Annotated in this window: 16 protein-coding genes; 12 read left to right on the top strand and 4 right to left on the bottom strand. The window is 69.6% G+C overall.

The genetic code is table 11. From position 1 onward, the window contains the following. The first annotated feature begins 14 nt into the window (after positions 1 to 14). The 6 genes from ruvX to aroB are packed head-to-tail and all read left to right on the top strand — an operon-like array spanning position 15 to position 5,313. Positions 15 to 542: a Holliday junction resolvase RuvX gene (ruvX, locus tag JOE57_RS00980; protein WP_204915985.1), complete on the top strand. Its 528-nt coding sequence runs from the start codon at positions 15 to 17 to the stop codon at positions 540 to 542. Then, the gene (gene mltG, locus JOE57_RS00975) at positions 542 to 1,660 is read left to right on the top strand and encodes an endolytic transglycosylase MltG (RefSeq protein WP_204915984.1); all 1,119 of its coding nucleotides are present in this window, start codon (positions 542 to 544) and stop codon (positions 1,658 to 1,660) included. The genes ruvX and mltG overlap by 1 nt, the downstream gene beginning before the upstream one ends. Positions 1,661 to 1,667: 7 nt before the next feature. Further along, positions 1,668 to 2,492 carry a shikimate dehydrogenase gene (locus JOE57_RS00970; protein ID WP_338041090.1) on the top strand — a complete coding sequence of 275 codons (825 nt, stop codon included), beginning with the start codon at positions 1,668 to 1,670 and terminating at the stop codon, positions 2,490 to 2,492. Positions 2,493 to 2,505: 13 nt separating this feature from the next. Then, complete coding sequence (gene aroC, locus JOE57_RS00965; protein ID WP_204915983.1) at positions 2,506 to 3,705, top strand: chorismate synthase; 1,200 nt, start codon at positions 2,506 to 2,508, stop codon at positions 3,703 to 3,705. Further along, positions 3,702 to 4,226, top strand: a complete 525-nt coding sequence (locus JOE57_RS00960; protein ID WP_204915982.1) for a shikimate kinase — start codon at positions 3,702 to 3,704, stop codon at positions 4,224 to 4,226. The genes aroC and JOE57_RS00960 overlap by 4 nt, the downstream gene beginning before the upstream one ends. Next, positions 4,219 to 5,313, top strand: a complete 1,095-nt coding sequence (gene aroB, locus JOE57_RS00955) for a 3-dehydroquinate synthase (RefSeq protein WP_204915981.1) — start codon at positions 4,219 to 4,221, stop codon at positions 5,311 to 5,313. The genes JOE57_RS00960 and aroB overlap by 8 nt, the downstream gene beginning before the upstream one ends. Positions 5,314 to 5,363: 50 nt before the next feature. Here aroB and JOE57_RS00950 read toward each other — a convergent pair whose 3' ends face one another. Next, the gene (locus tag JOE57_RS00950) at positions 5,364 to 6,026 is read right to left on the bottom strand and encodes a pentapeptide repeat-containing protein (protein ID WP_204915980.1); all 663 of its coding nucleotides are present in this window, start codon (positions 6,024 to 6,026) and stop codon (positions 5,364 to 5,366) included. A gap of 160 nt (positions 6,027 to 6,186) precedes the next feature. Between JOE57_RS00950 and efp the strand changes: the two genes are divergently transcribed. Both efp and nusB read left to right on the top strand, forming a co-directional pair. Further along, positions 6,187 to 6,750, top strand: coding sequence for an elongation factor P (gene efp, locus JOE57_RS00945; RefSeq protein WP_204915979.1), 564 nt, complete (start codon positions 6,187 to 6,189; stop codon positions 6,748 to 6,750). A gap of 52 nt (positions 6,751 to 6,802) precedes the next feature. Beyond that, complete coding sequence (gene nusB, locus JOE57_RS00940; protein WP_204915978.1) at positions 6,803 to 7,237, top strand: transcription antitermination factor NusB; 435 nt, start codon at positions 6,803 to 6,805, stop codon at positions 7,235 to 7,237. Positions 7,238 to 7,290: 53 nt separating this feature from the next. On the opposite strand, the gene JOE57_RS00935 is transcribed toward nusB, so the two are convergent. The 3 genes from JOE57_RS00935 to JOE57_RS00925 all read right to left on the bottom strand — a co-directional run bounded on the left by JOE57_RS00935 (position 7,291) and on the right by JOE57_RS00925 (position 10,621). Then, positions 7,291 to 9,480 carry an MDR family MFS transporter gene (locus tag JOE57_RS00935; protein WP_239578801.1) on the bottom strand — a complete coding sequence of 730 codons (2,190 nt, stop codon included), beginning with the start codon at positions 9,478 to 9,480 and terminating at the stop codon, positions 7,291 to 7,293. Between the two features lie 63 nt (positions 9,481 to 9,543). Beyond that, positions 9,544 to 10,032 (bottom strand): MarR family winged helix-turn-helix transcriptional regulator, encoded by a 489-nt coding sequence (locus JOE57_RS00930; RefSeq protein ID WP_204915977.1) that lies wholly within the window; start codon positions 10,030 to 10,032, stop codon positions 9,544 to 9,546. Between the two features lie 109 nt (positions 10,033 to 10,141). Then, positions 10,142 to 10,621, bottom strand: coding sequence for a MarR family winged helix-turn-helix transcriptional regulator (locus JOE57_RS00925; protein WP_204915976.1), 480 nt, complete (start codon positions 10,619 to 10,621; stop codon positions 10,142 to 10,144). Between the two features lie 200 nt (positions 10,622 to 10,821). Here JOE57_RS00925 and carA point away from each other — a divergent pair, with 200 nt between their 5' ends. Genes carA through pyrF form a run of 4 tightly spaced genes read left to right on the top strand, consistent with a single transcriptional unit; the run spans position 10,822 to position 17,316 of the window. Further along, complete coding sequence (gene carA / locus JOE57_RS00920) at positions 10,822 to 12,024, top strand: glutamine-hydrolyzing carbamoyl-phosphate synthase small subunit (protein WP_204915975.1); 1,203 nt, start codon at positions 10,822 to 10,824, stop codon at positions 12,022 to 12,024. Next, positions 12,024 to 15,344 (top strand): carbamoyl-phosphate synthase large subunit, encoded by a 3,321-nt coding sequence (carB, locus tag JOE57_RS00915; protein WP_204915974.1) that lies wholly within the window; start codon positions 12,024 to 12,026, stop codon positions 15,342 to 15,344. Before carA ends, carB begins: the two co-directional genes overlap by 1 nt. Next, a complete protein-coding gene (locus JOE57_RS00910) occupies positions 15,341 to 16,459 on the top strand; it encodes a quinone-dependent dihydroorotate dehydrogenase (protein WP_338041089.1) in 1,119 nt (372 codons plus the stop codon). Before carB ends, JOE57_RS00910 begins: the two co-directional genes overlap by 4 nt. Then, positions 16,456 to 17,316, top strand: coding sequence for an orotidine-5'-phosphate decarboxylase (gene pyrF / locus JOE57_RS00905; RefSeq protein ID WP_204915973.1), 861 nt, complete (start codon positions 16,456 to 16,458; stop codon positions 17,314 to 17,316). The genes JOE57_RS00910 and pyrF overlap by 4 nt, the downstream gene beginning before the upstream one ends. The last annotated feature ends 37 nt before the right edge of the window (positions 17,317 to 17,353 follow it).

Below are 17,353 nucleotides of genomic sequence, written 5' to 3'. Positions count from 1 at the left end.
GGCTGCCGCAGGGGATGAGCACCACCTTCCGTACCGGTGTGCGGTTGGCGCTGGACTGGGGGGAGGCGCGGATCGGCGTGGCAGCCTGCGACGCCTCCGGCACCCTGGCCTACCCGGTGCGCAATGTGGCCGCCGGCGAGCGGGCGCTGAGCCTCCTGCTCGGCCTGGTGAGCGAGTACGAACCGATCGAGATCGTCGTCGGGTTGCCCCGTTCGCTGTCGGGCGGCGAGGGCCCGGCCGCGGTCCGCACCCGGGCCCATGCGGCCGAGCTGGTGGCGGCGCTGGCCTCGACGGCCGACCCGCCACCGGTGCGGCTGGTGGACGAGCGGCTGACCACGGTCACCGCGGCGCAACGGCTGAGCCAGAGCGGGAGACGCGCCCGGGAGCAGCGCCAGATCATCGACCAGGCGGCCGCGGTCGCTATCTTGGAGCACGCGCTGGAGATCGAACGGGCGCGGAACACGCCACCCGGCGAGTTACTATCGGCCGCAGAATTCCCCCCACGTCCGCCTGCGGCAGGACAACAGGAAGAGACTCACTAGTGTCATCGATCCTCGAGCCGGAGACCAAGCCGAGCCCTGCCAAGGAGTTCGGGCACCGCAGCAAGGGTTGCCTTGCGGTGCTGATCGCGTTGGCGGTGCTCGTCGGCGGGGGCTACTTCGTCTACGACCGCGCCTCCTCCTTCCTCACCTCGCTGGGCGAGGTCCCCGACTACGTCGGCGCCGGCAAGGACCCGGTCACGGTCACCATCCCGAAGGGCTCGTCGCTGGACGACGTCGGCGACATCCTGCTGGAGAAGGACGTGATCAAGTCGGTCAAGGCCTGGGACCGGGCGGTCCAGAACGAGCAGCGCTCCAGCAGCCTGCAGGCCGGCACCTACGCCCTGAAGACCCAGCTGCCGGCCGTCGAGGCGCTGCGGAGGCTGCTGAACCCGTCGGAGTCGCAGGTGCGCAGCCAGTTCACGGTGACCGAGGGGCTCCGGCTCAGTGACCAGATCGACTCGCTGGTGAAGAGCACCAAGATCAAGAAGGCCGACTACCAGGCTGCGTTGAAGAAGCCGCAGGCGCTGGGGCTGCCCAAGTACGCCGGGAACAACCCGGAGGGCCTGCTGTTCCCGGAGACCTACGAGCTGACCGGAAACGCCTCGGCGACCACCGTGCTGAAGCAGATGGTGGGCCAGTACAACCGGGTCGCGAAGGACATCGACCTGGAGGGAGGGGCCAGGGAGCTCGGCTACAGCCCGTACGAGGTGCTGATCGTGGCCAGCATCATCGAACGCGAGGTCAACGTGCCCGCGAACCGGCCGAAGGTGGCCCGGGTGATCTACAACCGGCTGCACAAGAAGATGCGGCTGCAGATGGACTCGACGGTGCACTACGCCGTCCACAAGGGCGAGAAGGTCACCACCACCGACGCGGACCGCAGGAGCCGCTCGCCCTACAACACCTACGTCCACAAGGGTCTGCCGCCGGGCCCGATCTCCGCCCCAGGTCGGGCGTCGCTGCAAGCCGCCATCAACCCGACCCCCGGCAACTGGCTGTACTTCGTCACGGTCAACCTGGACACCGGGGAGACCAGGTTCACCAACGACAAGGCCGTGCACGACAAGAACGTCGCCGACTTCCGCAGGTGGTGTCAGGCTCATCAGGGACGCTGCTGAGGCCGCGGTGAGGACGAAGTGCGCCGTGCTCGGTTCGCCGATCGAGCACTCACTGTCCCCGGCGCTGCACCTGGCTGCCTACGAAGAGCTGGGTCTGTCCGACTGGTCGTATGAGCGCCACGAGATGGACGAGGTCGGCCTGCCCGACTTCGTCCGGGGACGGGACGCCAGCTGGCGTGGCCTCAGCCTGACGATGCCGCTGAAGGTGGTGGCGCTCGGCCTCGGCGAGGTCGACCCGGTCGCCGGGCTGGTTGGGGCCGCCAACACCCTGATCTTCGACGATGACGGGCGGCGGGTCTTCAACACCGACGTCGGCGGGCTGGTCTCGGCTGTCCGCGGTGGGCTCGGAGCAGGACGCGGTGACCTGGCGACGGTCGTGGTGCTGGGCACCGGTGCCACCGCCCGGTCGACGCTGGCGTCGGCGGCAGAGTTGGGCGCTGGACGGGTGATCGTCGTCGCCCGGACCCCGAGCCGGGCCGAGGCGCTCCGACCGCTGGCGCTGGCGTTGGGGCTGCGGCTGGACGTCCAGCCATGGGGATCGCCCCTGCCGGCAGCCGACCTGCTGGTCTCGACCGTCACCGCCGGTGCGGCCGACGCGGTGGCGGCCGACGCGGTGGCGGCGGCCCCGATCATCTTCGACGTGGTCTATGACCCGTGGCCGACCGCGCTCGCCTCGGCGGCCGAGCACCTCGGCGTCGCGGTGCTCAACGGGCTCGACCTGCTGGTCGGGCAGGCGGTGCTCCAGGTCAGGCTGATGACCGGTCGCGATATTGACCCGGCAGTCCTGATGTCTGCAGGACGGGCGGAACTGAGCCGCCGGGCCGGCGCGTGAAAGACTTGCGCCCATGCTGCGTTGGCTTACTGCGGGAGAATCACACGGCCCGGCACTGGTTGCCACCCTGGAAGGGCTGCCGGCCCACGTCCGGGTGACCACCGGGGACATCGCCGACGCATTGGCGCGTCGGCGGCTCGGGTTCGGCCGCGGCGCCCGGATGAAGTTCGAGGCGGACGCGGTGACCATCCTGGGCGGCGTCCGGCACGGCGAGAGCCAGGGCGGTCCGGTGGCGATCCAGGTGGCCAACACGGAGTGGCCCAAGTGGGAGACGGTGATGGCGGCCGATCCGGTCGACCCGGACGTGCTCGCCGGCCAGGCCCGCAACGCCGCCCTGACCCGCCCACGCCCCGGCCACGCCGACCTGGCGGGCATGCAGAAGTACGCCTTCGACGAGGCCCGGCCCATCCTGGAGCGCGCGTCGGCCCGCGAGACCGCCGCCCGGGTCGCGCTCGGTCGGGTGGCGATGCACTTCCTCGAGCAGGCCTTCGGAATCACCGTACTGAGCCATGTGGTCGAGCTGGGCCGGGCCAGGGCGCCGTACGGGGTGATTCCCAGGCAGGCTGACCTGGCGATGATCGATGCCGACCCGGTCCGCTGCTTCGACGCCGACGCGAGTGCGGCGATGGTGGCCGAGGTCGAGTCGGCCCAGAAGGACGGCGACACCCTGGGCGGGGTGGTCGAGGTGGTGGCCTGGGGCCTGCCGCCTGGTCTCGGGTCGCACGTGCACGCGGACCGCCGGCTGGACGCGCAGCTCGCGGGGGCGTTGATGGGGATCCAGGCGATCAAGGGTGTCGAGGTCGGCGACGGCTTCGAGCTGGCCCGGTCGCGTGGCAGCGCCGCTCATGACGAGATCGTGCTCGGCGACGGCGGCATCGCCCGCGCCTCACACCGGTCGGGCGGCACCGAGGGCGGAATGAGCACCGGCGAGGTGCTGCGGGTGCGGGCCGCGATGAAGCCGATCGCCACCGTGCCGCGGGCGCTGCGGACCGTGGACACCGCCACCGGGGAGGCGGCGGTGGCGCACCACCAGCGCTCCGACGTGTGCGCTGTGCCGGCCGCCGGAGTGGTAGCCGAGGCGATGGTGGCGCTGGTGTTGGCCAACGTCTGCCTGGAGAAGTTCGGTGGTGACTCCGTGGCCGAGAGCAGACGCAACTGCCAGGCGTACCTGGCCGATGTGGCCGCGCGCGGACTTCAGGTGCACCAGTCGTGAGCGGGCCTGTCGTCATCGTTGGCGCCCCTGGCTCCGGCAAGTCCACCGTCGGCGCCCTGCTCGCTGCCCGGCTCGGGCTGACGTTTCGTGATGTGGACGCCGTCATCGAGGCGGAGGTTGGCAAGCCGGTCGCGGAGATCTTCGCCGATGACGGTGAGCCGGTGTTCCGAGCGCTGGAGGAGGCGACGACGCTGCGCTTGCTGGCCGAGGACGGGGTGCTGTCGCTCGGTGGCGGTGCGGTCATCTCGCCGGAGATCCGGGCGGCGCTGAAGGGTCGCGAGGTGGTGTGGCTGCAGGTGGGCCCGGCCCAGGCCGCGAAGCGCGTCGGGATGACCGAGGCCCGGCCGCTGCTGCTCGGCAACGTCCGTGGGCGGCTGATCAAGCTGCTGGCCGAGCGCACGCCGCTGTACGCGGAGGTCGCCTCCCAGTCCGTGCCGACCGACGACCGTTCGCCCGAAGAGGTGGTCCGGATCATCGTTGACGGACTGGACGTCGACCGACGAGAGCCTGCGGATGGCTGAGACCTCGATCAAGGTCTCGGCTGAGTCGCCGTACGAGGTCCTGGTCGGTCCCGGAGTGCTGGCCCGGCTGCGGCAGGTGCTGGGGGATCGGGTGCAGCGGGCAGCGGTGCTGCATCCGCCGACGTTGGGCACGCTCGCGCAGCGGGTTCAAGAACAGCTCGCGGACACCGGGATCGAGCCGATGCTGGTCGAGGTGCCGGATGCGGAGGACGCCAAGACCGCCGACGTCCTGGTGCGTTGCTGGTCGGCGCTCGGACGGGCCGGCTTCACCCGGTCGGATGCGGTGGTCGGGCTGGGTGGCGGCGCGACCACCGACCTGGCCGGCTTCGTGGCTGCCACCTGGTTGCGAGGCGTCCGCCTCGTCACCGTCCCGACGACGGTGCTCGGCATGGTCGACGCTGCCGTCGGCGGCAAAACGGGGATCAACACCGCCGAGGGGAAGAACCTGGTCGGGTCGTTCTACGAGCCTGCCGCCGTACTGTGCGACCTCGACCTCCTGCAGACGTTGGGCCGGACCGAGCTGGTCTCGGGGATGGCCGAGGTGGTCAAGTGCGGGTTCATCGCGGACCCGGTGATCCTGGACCTGGTCGAGGCCGACCCGGTGGGCATTCTCGATCCCGGTGCGGCCGGGCTGCGGGAGGTGGTGGAACGGTCCATCCAGGTCAAGGCGTCGGTGGTGTCGACGGACCTACGCGAACGGACGTCCAGCGGGTCCGCCGTCGGCCGGGAGCTACTCAACTACGGCCACACTCTCGGCCATGCGATCGAGCGCCGCGAGAAGTACCGCTGGCGGCACGGCCAGGCCATCAGCGTTGGGCAGGTGTTCGCCGCGGAGCTGTCCCGGCTCGCCGGACACCTCGACGCCCAGACGGCGGCCCGGCATCGCAACACCCTGGCCAGCCTCGGTCTGCCGGTCAGCTATCCGGCCGCCGCCTATGACGACCTCCGGGCGACGATGGCCCTGGACAAGAAGACCCGCGGCTCGACGTTGCGCTTCGTCATCCTGGATGGCCTGGCAAAGGCCGCCATCCTGGAGGGACCCGAGGAGAGCCTGCTGCGGGCCGCCTACGCCGAGGTGGCCGCCTGAGACCGCTTCCGGGTGGGATCCCTACCGAGGTCAGTAGGGATCCCACCCACTCAGTCGGTGGCGATGGTGATGCCGAGCGCGGCAGCGAGCTGAAGGCTCAGGTCGACAACGTTCACCGGGTCGATGACGGAGCCGGACAGGCTGGCGACGCCGCGCAGGCCGTCCAGCGTGCACTGCTGGAACCGCGTCCGCGAGGTCGTCGCCGAGCTGAACTGCGCGTCGGTGAGGTCGCAGGAGTCGAACAGCACGTTCTCCAGCCGGGCCGTGTTCCAGTCGCTGCCGGTCAGTGAGCAGCGTTCGAACACGACCCTGGCCAGCTTGGCGAACCGCCAGTTGGAGAGGTCGATGACGTCGTCCACGAACCGGACGTTCTGGACCGTGCAGCCGGCCAGCTGCAGGCCGGTCAGCCTGCTCCGCTCGACCAGCAGCCGTTGCCAGCCGGACTCGGTGAACTCGGCGTTGGCCAGGTCGCAGCTGTGCAACTCGGTGTCCACCACCGAGGCGCGGTACCAGACCGTCGAGGCCAGTGCGGTGTCAGCGAAGCGGCAGCCGAACAGCTCGGCGAACTCGGCCGTCGACCCCTCCAGCTCGGCATGGCTGTAGTCGAGCTCGTTGAGGACGGCGTCGTCGGCGATGGCATCGCGCGGCAGCGCGGCGGCCTGCCGCTCCGGCACCTGCCTCGGGGCGGCCGGTGGCAAAGGGGGCCCGGTCACGGGACGAGCCTAGCCAGGTGCCGCCGGCGCGGACCGGGCCGCTTCGAGAACGGGCCGACTTCGAGAAAACGTGGCGACCGGGCTAAACTGGGCCGCTGCCCTCGAGGCACGACTTCCTGTGTCCGTGCCGGGCATCTCAGAATTCTGAAAGGGTTATCGCGTGGCGTCGACGAATGACATCAAGAACGGAATGGTCCTCGACCTGGACGGCCAGCTGTGGTCGGTGGTCTGGTTTCAGCACCACAAGCCGGGCAAGGGCAACGCCGTGGTCCGCACCAAGCTCAAGAACGTGACCTCCGGCAAGATCGTCGACAAGACCTTCAACTCCGACAGCAAGGTCGACACCGCCAACGTCGACCGGCGCGACATGCAGTACCTCTACCACGACGGCTCCGGCTACGTCTTCATGGACACCTCCAACTACGACCAGGTGACGATCGACGATGCCGTCGTCGGTGACGCCAAGGACTACCTGCTGGAGGAGCAGGTCGCCACGGTGGCCATCCACGAGGGCACCCCGCTCTACCTCGACCTGCCAGCGTCGGTCGAGCTGGACGTCACCTACACCGAGCCGGGACTGCAGGGCGACCGCAGCACCGGCGGCACCAAGCCCGCCACGCTCCAGACCGGCAAGCAGATCCAGGTCCCGCTGTTCATCGTCAACGGCGAGAAGGTCAAGGTCGACACCCGCACGGGTGACTACCTCGGCCGCGTCGCCAGCTGAGCCGGCACTGTTCCATGGCCCCACACAGCACTCGACTTCCGCGAAGCAATCGATGACCGCCCGGAGCAAGGGTTCCACCCGATCGAAGGCACGCAAGCGCGCCCTGGACATCCTGTTCGAGGCAGAGTTGCGCGGGTCCGCACTGCTCGACACGCTGGCCGAGCGCACGGCCGACGCCGACCCGCCGGTACGTGACTACACGGCCGAGCTGGTGCACGGGTTCAGTGAGCATCGCCACGACATCGACGCCAGGATCAGCGCCGCCCTGACCGACGGCTGGAGCCTGGACCGGCTGCCGCGGGTCGACCGCAACTGCCTGCGCATCGCCGTCTTCGAGATCGACTACTCCGACCTTCCCGACTCCATCGCGGTGTCCGAGGCGCTCAACCTGGTCGGGGACCTGTCCACCGACGAGTCGCCCGGGTTCGTCAACGGCGTCCTGGGCACCATCGTCGCGACCAAGGTCGCGGTCGCGCCGCACGGCTGACCGGCCCGGCCGGTGGTCAGCCGCGAGCAGCCAGCCGCCGGCGGGTCCGGGGGCTAGCTGCGCTCGAGCCGGAGCCGATCGGCCGCCCGCTGCTCGAGTTCCTGCTCCACCTGCCGGAGCGTCTCGATCCGATGCTCGAGCTCGTGGATCTGGGCCCGCGCCTCGGAGGTGAGCCGCTCCGCCTCCTCTCGGGCCGCCGACGTCACCCGGCTGGCGGTGCGCTGACTGTTCAGCAGCAGCCCGAACTCATAGCTGCGCAGGTTGTCGCCGCCGACTCCGTCCCGACCGAGCGAGGCGCCCGAGTCCACCGATTGGAGCCGGCTCTTGATCTGGTCGAGCTCGGCCTGGAACCCCGCCGCCACAGCGTCGATCTCGGCGGACAGCCGGTCGATCCTGGTTGCGGCCTCGACCCGGCTCTGTTCCGACGACTCCAGATGCTGCCTGGACCTGTCCTGCGCCGAAGTGAGGACGTCGAGTGCGGCGACGGCGATCCGCTGCTCCGGGTCGTCAAGCGAGTCGGTGTCGGAGTTGAGGCCGCCCGACTCGGGCGCCCCGGTCTCGACGGCACGCGGGTCGGCAGTCTCAGGCTCGGACGTCCGTGCCCGCCGACCGGCCGAGATCGGCCCGCCGGCGCGCACCGGCTCCGAGGCGGGCGGCTCAGGATCGGCGACGGCAGGAGTCCCGGCGCTCGACTCCAGGTTCTCCGTCATCCGTACCGTGGTCCGCAGTGGGACCTCCTTGATGAACAGCACCGAGACCAGCGCCAGCACTGCGACGATCCCGCCGATCAGGAAGATCCTGCCGGTGGCGTCACCGTATGCCGCCCGGACGACCTCGAGCACCGGCGGCGGAAGCTTCGTCAGGTCCAGGGTGGCGCCCTCCCCGGACGAGCCGGCCGTCGGGACGCCCAGTCGGGTGAGTCCATCGGTGATGTTGGTCTTGACCCGGGTGGCGAGCACCGCCCCGAGGACCGAGACGCCGACCGCGCCGCCCAGAGTCCGGAAGAAGGCGATGGTGGCCGAGGCCGCCCCGATGTCAGCGACATCGACCGTGTTCTGCACCGCCAGCACCAGGTTCTGCATCATCGCGCCCATGCCCAGACCCATCAGACCCATGTAGATGCCCGTCTGCCACAGCGGGGTGGTGTGGTCCAGGGTGCTCAGCCCGGCCAGGCCGGCGAGCAGCAGGATGGCGCCGCCGATCAGGAACTTCTTCCACCGGCCGGTCCTGCTGATGATCTGGCCGGCGCCGGTCGAGGAGATCAGCATGCACACCATCAGCGGGATCATCATCAGACCGGCGCGGGTCGGGGTGTAGCCCCGGGCCACCTGGAAGTACTGGCCCAGGAAGGTGGTGCCACCGAACATGGCGATACCGACCGCGACGCTGGCGATGATCACCAGCACCGCGGTCCGGTTGTTGAGCACCCGCAGCGGTACGGTCGGCTCCGCGACCCGGAGCTCGACGAGGACGGCGAGCCCGATGACCAGCGCGGACGGCACCAGGTAGGCGGCGGTCTGCCACGACCACCAGTCGAAGTCGTTGCCGGCGAAGGTCACCCAGAGCAGCGGCAGGCTGGCGCCGATGGCGATCAGCAGCGCGCCCAGATAGTCGATCCGGACTTCGCGTCGGATGGTCTCCACCTTCAGCGTGGCCTGCAGGACGAACAGTGAGATGATCGCCAGCGGGACGCAGACGAAGAAGCACCAACGCCAGCCGAGGGCGCTGTCGACGATCACGCCACCGATCAGCGGGCCTGACACGGTGCTGACGGCCATCACGGCGCCCATGTAGCCGGAGTACCGCCCGCGTTCGCGCGGGGCGATGATCGATCCCATGATCGACTGGGTCAGTGCCGTCAGGCCGCCCATGCCGAGTCCCTGAATGACCCGGCAGCCGATCAGGAACGGTACGTCGTGGGCGAAGCCGGCACCGACCGACCCGGCCACGAAGACCAGGATGGACAGCTGGACGAGCAGCTTCTTGTTGAACAGGTCGGAGAACTTGCCCCAGATCGGGGTGCTCACCGTGGTGGCCAGCAGCGATGCGGTGATCACCCAGGTGTACTGCCGTTGCGTCCCCTCCAGTGCGCCGATGATGGTCGGCAGGGCGGTGGCCACGATGTTGCTGCTGAGCAGGGCGGTGAAGAGCGCGGCCATCAGGCCGGTCATCGCCTCCAGAATCTGCCGGTGCGACATGGTCTGGTCCGATGCGTGCGGCGGAGCAGCGACCGTTGTCGTCATCTTGCCCGTTGTTGTTAGAGGGCCCGTTGTCGTCATGGTGGGTACCTGTCGGTCAGTGGTCGGTCAGGATGGGGTGATCAGGGCCGGAACCCGCAGGCGCAGGTCGGTCTCCGCGTCGATGCCGTCGGCCAGGGTGCCCTGCAGCTTGCGCATCAGCCGGGCCGCCGACCGGACCTCGGCCTCGTCCCAGGAGGTGAGCAGCTCGGTGAGACGCAGGACGTAGTCGCCGTGGACCTCGGCAAGGCGTTGCTGCCCGGCCGCAGTCAGGGAGATCCGGCAGGCGCGGGCGTCGGCGGGATCGGGAAGTCGTTCGACCAGACCGTCGCGCTCCAAGGGGACGATCGCACGGGACACGACCGACGGCGCCAGCGCCAGTCGGACTGCCAGGTCGCTGACCCGGACATCGCCGTCCCGCAGCACCTTCAGCAGGGCCACCGGAGTGCCGGTCGGCCCCAAGGCCGCGTGATGTCGGTGTCCCAGCTGGCGCACGGTACGGATCAGCTCGCTCAGCGACGACAACAGGTCGCTGGTGGACTCGGGCCGGACGTTCATGAACCGCCTCTCGTTGGTTGCTGTACGCAACTATAAGAGAAGCAGTTGCATCATGCAACTAACTTGTAGGGACGATTTGCCCACCGGCAGCACCCCACGTCCGGGCGCGCTAGAGCAGGTCGTCGCCGAGCCGACGCAGCAGTCGGGAGAGGTTCTCCACGTCCTCGGCCGGCCACCGGCTGAGCGACTGCGACAGCTTCAGCCTGCGGGCCGCCCGGATCTGGCGCAGCGAATGCTCGCCGCTGGGGGTGAACTGCACCAGCCGCGCCCGCGCGTCGCTGGGGTCGGGGACCCGCCGGATCAGCCCGAGAGCCTCGAGATCGGCGATGTTGCGACTGGTGGTCGACTTGTGCAGGCCCTGCGCCGCACCGAGATCGGAGGCGCGGACGCCGTGCGGCATCGTTGCGGACAGCTCGAACAGGTTGACCAGGATCCCGTAGCCGGCCGGGTCGAGGTCGGGATGCACGCTGGCCGCCAGCTGCTGCGACGCCATCCGCGACCGGCGCAGAAACCGGGTGATCTCGCGCTCGGCAGTCGCCAGCGCGGACTGTCCGGGCGGGTGGCTGGCGTCGAGCTGGTCGGCGTTCATGTCCGCAGACTACTGTCGATTCGAGAGCACTCGGTGGTGGCTGATAGCCTCGAAGGCGTTCAACCAACCTTTAAGACCTGTCCAGTGAGGCAGGAAAGGACGGTCATGCCCTACTTGCGCGCCCGACACCAGCTCGACCGCAGTTGCCAGATCTGTCAGGCCCAGACCTGGCACACCTGCGACAGTGACCCAAGGCAGACATGGTGACCCCGGGCACCCGGCAGTCGCCAGCCGGAAGGGCTCTCCTCGTTCTGGAGGACGGGCGGTCCTTCGTCGGCAAACCTTTCGGCGCGCGCGGTGAGACCTTCGGTGAGGCGGTCTTCGCCACCGCGATGTCGGGGTACCAGGAGACGCTCACCGATCCGAGCTACCACCGCCAGGTCGTCGTCGCCACTGCGCCGCACATCGGCAACACCGGCTGGAACGACGAGGATGACGAGTCGGGCAAGATCTGGGTCGCCGGCTATGTCGTCCGTGACGCCGCCCGGGTGCCGTCCAACTGGCGGTCCAAGCGCAGCCTGGAGGACGAGCTGCGGGCGCAGGGGATCGTCGGCATCAGCGAGGTGGACACCCGCGCCCTGACCCGGCATCTGCGCGAGCGTGGCGCGATGCGGGTGGGCATCTCCACCACCGAGACCGACCCGGCCGCGTTGCTCGAGCGGGTGCTTGAGGCGCCCAGCATGGTCGGCGCCCACCTGGCCCCGCAGGTCAGCGTGGCCGAGCCCTACGTCGTGCCCGCTCATGAGATCGACGGCAGCAGCAGGCCCCGGTTCCGGGTGGTCGCGGTCGACCTCGGGATCAAGACCATGACGCCGTACCGGATGGCCGAGCGCGGCATCGAGGTGCATGTGGTGCCGGCGGACTCCACCTTCGAGCAGATCGCCGCGTTGCAGCCGGATGGGGTCTTCTTCTCCAACGGTCCCGGCGACCCCGGTGCGGCGGATGCGCAGGTGCAGCTGCTGGTTCGCATCCTGGAGGCCGGCATCCCCTACTTCGGGATCTGTTTCGGCAACCAGCTCTTCGGCCGCGCCCTGGGCTTCGGCACCTACAAGCTGGGATACGGCCACCGCGGCATCAACCAACCGGTGATGGACCTGCAGACCCGCCGGGTGGAGATCACCGCGCACAACCACGGCTTCGCCGTGGACGCGCCGGTCGACCGGCCCACCGAGACGCCGTACGGCATCGCCGAGGTCAGCCACATCGGCCTCAACGACCAGGTGGTCGAGGGGCTCAAGCTCACCGCACCGGATGGTCGGTTAGTCGCGTTCTCTGTCCAGTACCACCCGGAGGCGGCGGCCGGTCCGCACGACGCGAGCTATCTGTTCGACCGCTTCATCGACATGATGGCCGCCCGCAGGACACCGGGCTCCGATCCCGAGACCACAGGAGGGCGGGCCTGATGCCTCGTCGTGACGACATCTCATCCGTACTGGTGATCGGCTCGGGGCCCATCGTGATAGGCCAGGCCTGCGAGTTCGACTACTCCGGCACCCAGGCGTGCCGGGTGCTCAAGGCGGAGGGGTTCCGGGTCATCCTGGTGAACTCCAACCCGGCGACCATCATGACCGACCCGGAGTTCGCCGACGCGACCTACGTCGAGCCGATCACCCCGGAGTTCGTGGAGCAGGTGATCGCGCTGGAGCGTCCAGACGCGTTGCTGGCGACCCTGGGTGGCCAGACCGCGTTGAACACCGCGATCGCGCTGGACGAGGCGGGAGTCCTGGAGAAGTACGACGTCGAGCTGATCGGCGCCTCGATCGAGGCCATTCAGCGCGGCGAGAACCGCGAGCAGTTCAAGGCCATCGTCGAGTCGCTGACGGGGATCGAGGGCGGCCCGGCCGAGGTCGCGCGCAGCATCATCTGTCACACGTTGGACGAGGTGCTGGCCGCCGCCGGCGAGCTGGGCTATCCGCTGGTGGTCCGGCCGAGCTTCACCATGGGCGGCGTCGGCTCGGGATTCGCCCACAATGACGGCGAGCTCCGTCGGATGGCCGGTGCGGGCCTGGCGGCCAGCCCGACCACCGAGGTCCTGATCGAGGAGTCGATCCTCGGCTGGAAGGAGTACGAGCTGGAGGTGATGCGTGACCGGGCGGACAACGTGGTCATCGTCTGCTCGATCGAGAACCTGGACCCGATGGGCGTCCACACCGGCGACTCGATCACCGTCGCCCCTGCGCTCACGTTGACCGACCGCGAGTTCCAGCGGATGCGCGACGTCGCCATCGGAGTCATCCGTGCGGTGGGCGTGGACACCGGCGGGTGCAACATCCAGTTCGCGATCGACCCCGCGACCGGGCGGATGATCGTCATCGAGATGAACCCAAGGGTGTCGCGTTCGAGCGCGCTGGCCAGCAAGGCGACCGGCTTCCCGATCGCCAAGATCGCCGCCAAGGTCGCCATCGGCTACACCCTGGACGAGATCCCGAACGACATCACCGAGCAGACACCGGCCAGCTTCGAGCCCACGCTCGACTATGTGGTGGTGAAGGTGCCCCGGTTCGCCTTCGAGAAGTTCCCCTCTGCGGACAGCACCCTGACCACCCACATGAAGAGCGTCGGCGAGGCGATGGCGATCGGGCGCAACTTCACCGAGGCGCTCGGCAAGGCGCTGCGCAGCCTGGAGGACCCGCGGGCTCCCTTCGACTACAGCAGCGAGATCACCGAGTCGGTCGACCAGCTGCTCCAGGAGGCCGCCCGGCCGCACGACGTCCGGCTCGGAGTGGTGCTCAGGGCGCTGCGCGCCGGCGCCACCAGTGAGCAGGTGTTCGACGCGACCGGCATCGACCCCTGGTTCATCGACCAGCTGCAGCTGCTGCTGGAGGTGGCCGCCGAGGTCCGCGACGCTCCCGATCTGACAGCCGACGTGCTCAGGACAGCGAAACGGCACGGTTTCTCCGACGCCCAGATCGCAGCGCTGCGCAACCTCAAGGAGGATGTCGTGCGCGGCGTCCGCTGGGCCCTGGGGATCCGGCCGGTGTACAAGACGGTCGACTCCTGTGCCGCTGAGTTCGCCGCCCGCACCCCGTACCACTACAGCTCCTACGAGCAGGAGACCGAGGTCATTCCGCGGGATCGTCCGGCCGTGCTGATCCTGGGCAGCGGCCCCAACCGGATCGGGCAGGGCATCGAGTTCGACTACTCCTGCGTCCATGCCTCGATGGCGCTGTCCGAGGTCGGCTACGAGACGATCATGCTCAACTGCAACCCGGAGACGGTCTCCACCGACTACGACACCTCCGACCGGCTGTACTTCGAGCCGTTGACGTTGGAGGACGTCCTCGAGGTCGTGCACGCCGAGCAGCAGGCCGGACCGATCGCGGGAGCGATCGTCCAGCTCGGGGGCCAGACCCCGCTCCGGCTGGCCCAGGCGCTCAAGGACGCCGGGGTGCCGATCGTCGGCACCAGCCCAGAGGCGATCCATCTGGCGGAGGAACGGGGGGCGTTCGGCCAGGTGTTGGCGGCAGAGAACCTGCCCGCCCCGAAGCACGGGATGGCCCGGTCGTTCGAGGAGGCGAAGCGGATCGCGGACGACATCAGCTATCCGGTGCTGGTGCGTCCGTCCTACGTGCTCGGCGGCCGGGGGATGGAGATCGTCTACGACGAGAGCTCGCTGTCGAGCTACATCGAGCGCGCGACCGAGGTGTCGCCGGAGCACCCGGTGCTGGTCGACCGGTTCCTCGACGACGCGGTCGAGATCGACGTCGACGCGCTCTACGACGGCTCCCAGCTCTACCTCGGAGGCGTGATGGAGCACATCGAGGAGGCGGGCATCCACTCCGGCGACTCGGCCTGCGCCCTGCCGCCGATCACCCTCGGTGTCGAGGTGATCGACCGGATCCGGGAGTCGACCGAGGCGATCGCGCGCGGCGTCGGCGTACGCGGACTGCTCAACATCCAGTACGCCCTGGCCGGTGACACGCTCTACGTCCTGGAGGCCAACCCGCGCGCCTCCAGAACAGTGCCTTTCGTGTCCAAGGCGACCGGAACCGCGCTGGCCAAGGCGGCAGCGCGGATCATGCTCGGCGCCGGCATCGACGAGCTGCGCACCGAGGGGCTGCTGAAGGCGCAGGGCGACGGGGCCACCGACTGGGCCGGAGCACCGATCGCCGTCAAGGAGGCCGTGATGCCCTTCAACCGGTTCCGGGCCCCGGACGGGTCGTCGGTGGACACCATCCTCGGTCCGGAGATGAAGTCGACCGGTGAGGTGATGGGTCTGGACGTGTCGTTCGGCACCGCCTTCGCCAAGAGCCAGGCGGCCAGCTTCGGCTCGCTGCCCACCGAGGGCCGGGTGTTCGTGTCGGCGGCGAACCGGGACAAGCGGCACATGATCTTCCCGGTCAAGCGGCTCGCCGACCTCGGCTTCGAGATCCTGGCGACTGCCGGCACCGCCTCGGTGCTGCGCCGGCACGGGATCGAGGTCACCACCATGCGCAAGCACAGCCAGGGTCCCGGCCCCGACGGCGAGAAGACCATCGTGCAGGCCATCCACGATGACGAGATCGACCTGGTCTTCAACACCCCGCACGGGCTGACGCTCGGCGGTCGGCCACGCTTCGACGGCTACGAGATCAGGACCGCGGCGGTGCTCCGCAACGTTCCCTGCATCACCACTGTCCAGGGACTCGCCGCCTGCGTGCAGGGCATCGAGGCCAACCGGGCCGGCAAGGTCGGGGTGCGGTCACTGCAGAGCTGGGCGCGGGCGGCCGCCGGAGATCGGTGACCGCAGCGATGAGCGGTCGGAGCCGGATGCTCGACGTCGGCTATCGCACCGTCCTCCGGCCGGCGCTGTTCCGCACCGCCGGAGGTGACGCCGAGCGGGTGCACGAACGCACCCTCAGGATGATCGCCCGGCTGGGGGGTCACCCGGCGGCCCTGCGTGTGGTCGGCGGCCTGGTGGGTCGGCCGGCCGACGGGGTGACGGTCGCGGGCATCCGGTTCCCCGGCCCGGTCGGCCTGGCCGCCGGGATGGACAAGAACGGCATCGGAGTCCAGGCGTGGGGCGCGCTCGGTTTCTCCCACGCCGAGCTCGGCACCGTCACCGCCCGGCCGCAGCCCGGCAACCCGCGACCGCGGTTGTTCCGCCTCCGCGACAGCCGGGCGATCATCAACCGGATGGGTTTCAACAATGACGGAGCCCAGGCTCTGGCCGACCGACTCGACACCGCCGGGGTCCGCCGTGGGAACAACGCCGTCGGCATCCCGGTCGGCATCTCCATCGGCAAGACCAAGTCGACGCCGCTGGCGGAGGCGACCGCGGACTATCTCAGCTCGCTGCGGCTGCTGGCACCACGGGCCGACTATGTCGCAGTCAACGTGTCCAGCCCGAACACGCCCGGTCTGCGCAGTCTGCAGGACAAGGCGGCGCTGGCCGAGCTGCTCGGCGCCCTCACCGCGGAGGCACGGCTGCTGGCGGCAGCGGACCCGGCCGGTCCGGTGCCGATCTTCGTCAAGATCGCTCCCGACCTGACCGAGACCGCCCTGGACGAGGTGCTGACCGTCTGCCACGACAGCGGGATCCAGGGACTCATCGCCACCAATACGACGCTGAGCCGGGACGGGTTGGCGCCGTCGGATCGGATGCTCGGTCACGAGTCGGGAGGCTTGTCCGGCGCTCCGCTGACCGTCCGGGCCCGTACGGTGGTGCGCCACCTCACCAGCCAGACCACGCTGCCTGTGATCGGGGTCGGCGGGATCCTCACCGCCGCCGACGGCCAGGCGATGCTGGACGCGGGGGCCAGCCTGCTGCAGGTCTACACCGGATACATCTTCCGTGGCCCTGCCCTGACCAGCGAGCTGAACCAGCTCACCGTCAACCAGAAGGAGATCGTCCGATGACTGTCGCCACCTCGACCGGCACCCCGTACGGCCAGCGGCTTGGCGAGACGGTCCGGGCCAGGGGCGCCCTCTGTGTCGGCATCGACCCTCATCCCGCCCTGCTGGACCGCTGGGACCTGCCCCGCGACGTCTCCGGGCTGGAGCGCTGCGCGCGCGGGCTGGTGGAGGCGTTGGGGGAGACGGTCGCGGTGTTCAAGCCACAGTCGGCGTTCTTCGAGGCCTACGGCTCGGCCGGTATCGCCGTGCTGGAGCGCGTGCTTGCCGACTGCCGTGCGTACGGGGCGCTCTCGCTGCTGGACGTGAAGCGCGGTGACATCGGCTCGACCATGGACGCCTACGCGGCTGCCTACCTCGCCGACGGGTCGCCGCTGGCAGCCGATGCCATCACCCTCAGCCCCTATCTGGGGTTCGGTTCGCTCCGCGGTGCCATCGACCTGGCCGTCAGCAACGGACGCGGTGTCTACGTGCTGGCGCTGACCAGCAACCCCGAGGGCCCCCAGTTCCAGTACGCCGTCACCGCCGAAGGGCGTACGGTCGCACAGACCATCATTGACGAGGCGAGTGCCCTCAATGCGGCCAGTGGACTGCCGATCGGCCCGGTCGGGCTCGTGGTGGGCGCCACCATCGGTCGCAACTCCTTCGACTTCAGCCGGCTGGGCGGCTCGATCCTGGCGCCTGGGCTCGGCGCGCAGGGCGCTGGGCCGGAAGACCTGGCGGACGTGTTCGCTGACGCCACCACGCTGGTGCTGCCCAGCGCCAGCCGCGAGATCATCTCCGCCGGGCCCGACCCGGAGGCGCTGCGACAGGTGGCCGCCGGCTGGCTGGCCCGGATTGGGCCCATCCTCTCGGTGGGGTAGGTTCAGGCCTAGTGCGTGGCCCGGTGCCTCGCCGCAC

The sequence above is a fragment of the Microlunatus panaciterrae genome (genome assembly GCF_016907535.1).
In the GTDB taxonomy this organism is placed as follows: domain Bacteria; phylum Actinomycetota; class Actinomycetes; order Propionibacteriales; family Propionibacteriaceae; genus Microlunatus; species Microlunatus panaciterrae.
Note: the sequence above shows the minus strand (reverse complement) of the source record. Positions and strands in the feature narration are given on the sequence as shown.

Excerpts from the sequence above, each read along its gene's own strand:
- ruvX (WP_204915985.1), top strand. The coding sequence starts at position 15 with ATGAGCACCACCTTCCGTACCGGTGTGCGGTTGGCGCTGGACTGGGGG.
- aroC (WP_204915983.1), top strand. The coding sequence starts at position 2,506 with ATGCTGCGTTGGCTTACTGCGGGAGAATCACACGGCCCGGCACTGGTT.
- aroB (WP_204915981.1), top strand. The coding sequence starts at position 4,219 with ATGGCTGAGACCTCGATCAAGGTCTCGGCTGAGTCGCCGTACGAGGTC.
- nusB (WP_204915978.1), top strand. The coding sequence starts at position 6,803 with ATGACCGCCCGGAGCAAGGGTTCCACCCGATCGAAGGCACGCAAGCGC.
- JOE57_RS00935 (WP_239578801.1), bottom strand. The coding sequence starts at position 9,480 with ATGACGACAACGGTCGCTGCTCCGCCGCACGCATCGGACCAGACCATG.
- JOE57_RS00930 (WP_204915977.1), bottom strand. The coding sequence starts at position 10,032 with ATGAACGTCCGGCCCGAGTCCACCAGCGACCTGTTGTCGTCGCTGAGC.
- JOE57_RS00925 (WP_204915976.1), bottom strand. The coding sequence starts at position 10,621 with ATGAACGCCGACCAGCTCGACGCCAGCCACCCGCCCGGACAGTCCGCG.
- carA (WP_204915975.1), top strand. The coding sequence starts at position 10,822 with ATGGTGACCCCGGGCACCCGGCAGTCGCCAGCCGGAAGGGCTCTCCTC.
- carB (WP_204915974.1), top strand. The coding sequence starts at position 12,024 with ATGCCTCGTCGTGACGACATCTCATCCGTACTGGTGATCGGCTCGGGG.
- pyrF (WP_204915973.1), top strand. The coding sequence starts at position 16,456 with ATGACTGTCGCCACCTCGACCGGCACCCCGTACGGCCAGCGGCTTGGC.